The sequence below is a fragment of the Micromonospora sp. ATLC20 genome (assembly GCF_057196585.1).
This window is the reverse complement of sequence record NZ_JBXUOV010000283.1, coordinates 1-4714: the sequence shown is the minus strand read 5'-3', so window position 1 is coordinate 4714 and position 4714 is coordinate 1. Positions and strand designations below refer to the sequence as shown.

The window sequence follows — 4714 nt, the reverse complement described above, 5'->3', positions numbered from 1 at the left end:
GCGTTCACCCGCTGCGCCGGCGCAGCGTCGCGGCGGCCAGCACCAGCGCCGCCACCGCCGCCCCGGCCACGACCGCGACGTCCCGCCACATCGTCCCGGTCGGTTCGGCGTGCGCGCCGACCTCCTGCAACGCCTCGACCGCGTACGACAGCGGCAGCGCGTCGCTGATCGCCTGGAGCCAGCCGGCCATCTGGTCGCGCGGCACGAACAGGCCGCACAGCAGCAGTTGCGGCGCCACCACCACCGGCATGAACTGGACCGCCTGGAACTCGGTGCGGGCGAACGCCGAGCAGAACAACCCGAGCGCCACCGCGAGCACCGCGTTCACCCCGGCGATCAGCACGACCAGCCACGCGCTGCCCGCGGTCTCCAGCCCGAACACCCGGTACGCGACGAGCGAGGCGACAGTGGACTGGAGCACCCCGGCCAGGCCGAACGCGATGCCGTACCCGAACAGCAGGTCGAGCTTGCCCAGCGGCGTGGTGAGCAGACGCTCCAGCGTGCCGGTGGTGCGCTCGCGGAGCATGGCGATGCTGGTCACGAGGAACATGATGATGAACGGGAAGAAGCCCAGCATGATCAGGGCCACCCGGTCGAACGTGCTCGGCCCGCCGGGCGGGGCGGGCTGGTCGACGTACATGTAGTAGACGAGCGTGAGCAGCACCGACGGCACCACGACGAGCAGCGCCACGGTCCGCCGGTCGTGGCGGAGCTGGCGCAGGATGCGCCCGGTGGTGGCGGCCAGGATCCGTCCGTTCATCGCGCCTCTCCCTCGGCGTCGCGGATCAGGCGCAGGAACGCCTCTTCCAGGTCGTCGGTCCCGGTGGCGGCGCGGACCGCGGCCGGGGTGTCGTCGGCGACCAGCCGGCCCTCGCGGATCAGCAGCAGCCGGTCGCAGCGGGCGGCCTCGTCCATCACGTGGCTGGAGACCAGCAGCGTGGTGCCGTTCGCGGCCATCGCGTGGAACCGGGCCCACAGGTCGGCCCGCAGCACCGGGTCCTGGCCGACAGTGGGTTCGTCGAGGACGACGAGTTCCGGTTCGCCGACGAGCGCGCAGGCGAGCGAGGCGCGGCTGCGCTGACCGCCGGAGAGCGTGCCGACGAGCTGGTCGGCCGCCTCGGCGAGGCCGACGTCGGCCACCGCACGGTCGGCCTCGGCGCGGCCCCGGCCCTGGAGTACCGCGAAGTAGCGGGCGTTCTCCCGCACCGTCAGGTCGGCGTAGACGCTCGGCGCCTGGGTCAGGTAGCCCACCCGGCGGCGCAGGTCGGCCGAACCGGCCGGGCGGCCGAGCACGTCGACGGCACCGGAGCCGACCGTCTGCACGCCGACCACCGCGCGCATCAGCGTGGTCTTGCCGCTGCCGCTGGGCCCGAGCAACCCGGTCACCGTGCCCCGGGGCACCGCGCAGCTGATGCCGTGCAGCACCCGCCGTCCGCCCCGGTCGACCACCAGCTCGCGGACCGACACCGCGTCGTCCATGCTCGCCTCCATCAATTCATCACCCGTTGAACTCAACGGTAGGTGAATTCCGTCGGCAGGGCAATGAGGGACTTGACTTCGAGTGCGCTCGAACTGGAAGCCTGGAGGGCGTGGACATCAGCACGCGGGAGACGAGCCTCACCGTGGGTGAGGCGGCGGAACGGGTCGGCCTGACCACCTACACGCTGCGCTGGTACGAGCAGGAGGGCCTGGTGGGCCGCGTCGGGCGGGACTCGTCCGGTCGCCGGCGCTACACCGAGTCCGACGTCAACTGGCTGTTCCTGCTCACCCGGCTGCGGCGGACCGGGATGCCGGTACGCGACATGCGCCGCTACGCCGAGCTGGCCCGGCACGGGGACAGCACGCTCGGCGCGCGGCGGGCGCTGTTCGAGGCACACCGGGCCCGCGTACTGGCCCGGATGGCCGAGCTGGAGGAGGACCTGAAGGTCCTCGAACACAAGATCGACGCGTACCGCCGGGCGGAGGAGGAGTCGGGCTGACCGCGCCCGACGGCGGACAGGGAGTCCGGCACCGGAGGATCGGAGCTCGGCACCATGACGCGGTGGGTCCAGCTCCGTTGCCCGGAACCGGGTTCCTCGACGACTGGGCCGCCCGACTCCGGCAGGTCGCGGACCGACCGGTCGTCGGGATCATGCTGCGCGGCAGCCACGCCCGGCGGGCCGCCACCGAGCACAGCGACGTCGACGTGGACGTGCTCGTCGCCGCCGACGACGGACGCCCCGCCGGCGGAGCCCGGCAGCCCACGTCCCGCCGCGGCACCCCGTACGCGGCCCGGCGGGCGTACCTGGCCGAGTTCGGCGGCCGCCTCGTGCACGTCTCGGTGGCCGCCCGCGACATCCGCTCCTGGGTGCGCCGCCTGGGCCAGCCCGCCGACTGGGCGTTCGGGCTCCCGGTCACCGCGCCCGCCCGGCTGCTCTGGGCCGCGCCGGAATGGCGCCGCCGGATCGACCTGCCGGTGCTCTGCCAGCCCGCCGACGATCCGCGCCTGGAGGAGCTGATCGCGACGCTGGGCAAGGTCGCCGCGGCCCGGGCGGCCGACGACCCGGCCGGGGTCCGGCTCGCCGCGGCCGACCTGGCGCGGCTCTGTCCGTCGGTGCTGCGGCCGGCCAACCCGTCGGTACGCGTGGTGTCCCGCCGGGCCGCCCTGACCGCCGCGCTGGACCTGCCGGTCGCCCCGCCCGGCTACCGCGACGACATGCTGCTCTGCCTCGGCTCGCGCCCCGGCGACCCGGCCGAGGTCGGCGCCGCCGCCGGACGGCTGGTCACCGGCATCCTCCCGCTGATCCGCCCGTACGCCGACGAGATCGCCGCCACCCACGGCGCGGACCTGGCCGAGGCGCTCGCCGACGGCCGGGTGGACCGCTACCTCGCCCAGCTGGGCCGGGCCCTGGGGCCGGTGACGCCCGCCTCCCGGGACACGTCGGCGGTCCCCGGGCCGCGTGCGGGAGAATGGTCAACCGTGCCCGCCCCTGACGCGCCGCTGACCGGCGCCCCCACTCCCGGCCCGGCCCGGCCGTCCCGGCTCGACCCGGCCATCGCGGCCAAGCTCCGCCGCACCCCGGACGGCCTGGTCGCCGCCGTGGTCCGCGCCCACGACACGGGCGAGGTGCTGATGGTCGCCTGGATGGACGACGAGGCGCTGCACCGCACCCTCACCACCGGCCGGGCCACCTACTGGTCGCGCAGCCGCGCCGAGTACTGGGTCAAGGGCGCCACCTCCGGCAACCACCAGTACGTGCGCTCGGTGGCACTCGACTGCGACGGCGACGCGCTGCTGGTCAGCGTGGAGCAGGTCGGCGCGGCCTGCCACACCGGGCAGCGCACCTGCTTCTTCACCGAACTGCCGGTCAGCTCCCCGGAGGTGACCCCGTGACCGACGGCACCGTCAGCCCGGACCGGTCCACCTTCGCCGGCCTGGCCGCCCGCTGGCGGGTCGTACCGGTGACCCGGCGGCTGCTCGCCGACGCGGAGACGCCGGTCGGGGTCTACCGCAAGCTGGCCGGTGGTCCCGGCACGTTCCTGCTGGAGTCCGCGGAGCAGGGCGTCGGCTCGGCCGGCACCGCCTGGTCGCGCTACTCGTTCATCGGCGTCCGCAGCAGCGCCACGCTGACCGAGCGCGACGGCGCGGCGAGCTGGACCGGCACCCCGCCCGCCGGGGTGCCCACCGGCGGCGACCCGGTCACCGTGCTGCGTGAGACGGTCGACGCGCTCGCCGGGCCGGGCTGGGATCCGGCCGGTGACATGCCGCCGCTGACCGGTGGCCTGGTCGGCTACCTCGCCTACGACCTGGTCCGCCGCTTCGAGCGCCTGCCCGAGCTGACCGAGGACGAGCTGGACGTACCCGAGCTGGGCATGATGCTCGCGACCGACCTGGTGGTCCTCGACCACTACGAGGGCTCCGCGATCCTGGTCGCCAACGCGGTGCTGCCGCCGCTCGACGACCCCGACCGGGCGGAGCTGGTGGAGGCCGCGTACCACCACGCCGTCGGCCGCCTCGACGCGATGACCAGCGCGCTGTCCCGACCGATTCCGCCCATGGTCTCGACAGTGGACCGGCCCGGCGTCGGTGAGGTGGTCAGCCGCACCCCCGAGGGCGGCTACCCGAAGGCGGTGGAGACGGCCAAGGAGGCGATCCGGGCCGGCGAGTGCTTCCAGATCGTGCTCAGCCAGCGCTTCGAGCGCCCCACCGACGCCGACCCGCTCGACGTCTACCGGGTGCTGCGCACCACCAACCCCAGCCCGTACATGTACCTGCTGCGCTTCGACGGCTTCGACATCGTCGGCTCGTCGCCGGAGGCGCACCTCAAGGTCAGCGCCGGCCCGGACGGGCGGCGGCGGGCCCTGCTGCACCCGATCGCCGGCACCCGCCCGCGCGGCGGCTCCCCGGACGGCGACGCCAAGCTCGCCGCCGAGCTGCTCGCCGACCCCAAGGAACGCGCCGAGCACGTGATGCTCGTCGACCTGGGCCGCAACGACCTGGGCCGGGTGTGCCGGCCGGGCACCGTCGAGGTGCCCGAGTTCGCCACCATCGAGCGGTACAGCCACGTCATGCACATCGTCTCCACCGTCGTCGGGGAGCTGCGCGACGACCGCACCGCGTTCGACGCGCTGGCCGCGACGTTCCCGGCCGGTCCGCTCCGCCGCGCGGCGCCAAGGTGTTCCGGCAGTAGATGGCCAGGTGCTGCTCGACCGACCGCTCCATCGTGAAGACGCT

The 4714-nt window shown here is 74.6% G+C and carries 4 protein-coding genes and 2 pseudogenes; 4 read left to right on the top strand and 2 right to left on the bottom strand.

The window, feature by feature from the left end:
• Positions 1-4: 4 nt before the first annotated feature.
• Positions 5-760, bottom strand: coding sequence for an ABC transporter permease (locus AC2CHG_RS30070; RefSeq protein WP_194801249.1), 756 nt, complete (start codon positions 758-760; stop codon positions 5-7).
• Complete coding sequence (locus tag AC2CHG_RS30065; protein ID WP_194801250.1) at positions 757-1479, bottom strand: ABC transporter ATP-binding protein; 723 nt, start codon at positions 1477-1479, stop codon at positions 757-759. Before AC2CHG_RS30065 ends, AC2CHG_RS30070 begins: the two co-directional genes overlap by 4 nt.
• 110 nt (positions 1480-1589) lie before the next feature.
• On the opposite strand from AC2CHG_RS30065, the gene AC2CHG_RS30060 reads away from it, so the two are divergent.
• The 4 genes and pseudogenes from AC2CHG_RS30060 to AC2CHG_RS30045 form a co-directional block, all read left to right on the top strand.
• On the top strand, positions 1590-1979 hold the full coding sequence (locus tag AC2CHG_RS30060) for a MerR family transcriptional regulator (protein WP_064445250.1): 390 nt from the start codon (positions 1590-1592) through the stop codon (positions 1977-1979).
• 152 nt (positions 1980-2131) lie between these two features.
• Positions 2132-2767, top strand: a pseudogene (locus tag AC2CHG_RS30055) (phosphoribosyl-AMP cyclohydrolase); the annotation flags it as partial.
• 192 nt (positions 2768-2959) lie between these two features.
• Positions 2960-3373, top strand: a complete 414-nt coding sequence (hisI, locus tag AC2CHG_RS30050; RefSeq protein ID WP_269698127.1) for a phosphoribosyl-AMP cyclohydrolase — start codon at positions 2960-2962, stop codon at positions 3371-3373.
• A pseudogene (locus tag AC2CHG_RS30045) lies at positions 3370-4647 on the top strand (chorismate-binding protein); the annotation flags it as partial. The gene hisI and the pseudogene AC2CHG_RS30045, both read left to right, overlap by 4 nt.
• Positions 4648-4714: the final 67 nt, after the last annotated feature.

Coding starts and splice junctions, on each gene's coding strand:
- AC2CHG_RS30065 (WP_194801250.1), bottom strand. CDS start 1,479: ATGGACGACGCGGTGTCGGTCCGCGAGCTGGTGGTCGACCGGGGCGGA.
- AC2CHG_RS30070 (WP_194801249.1), bottom strand. CDS start 760: ATGAACGGACGGATCCTGGCCGCCACCACCGGGCGCATCCTGCGCCAG.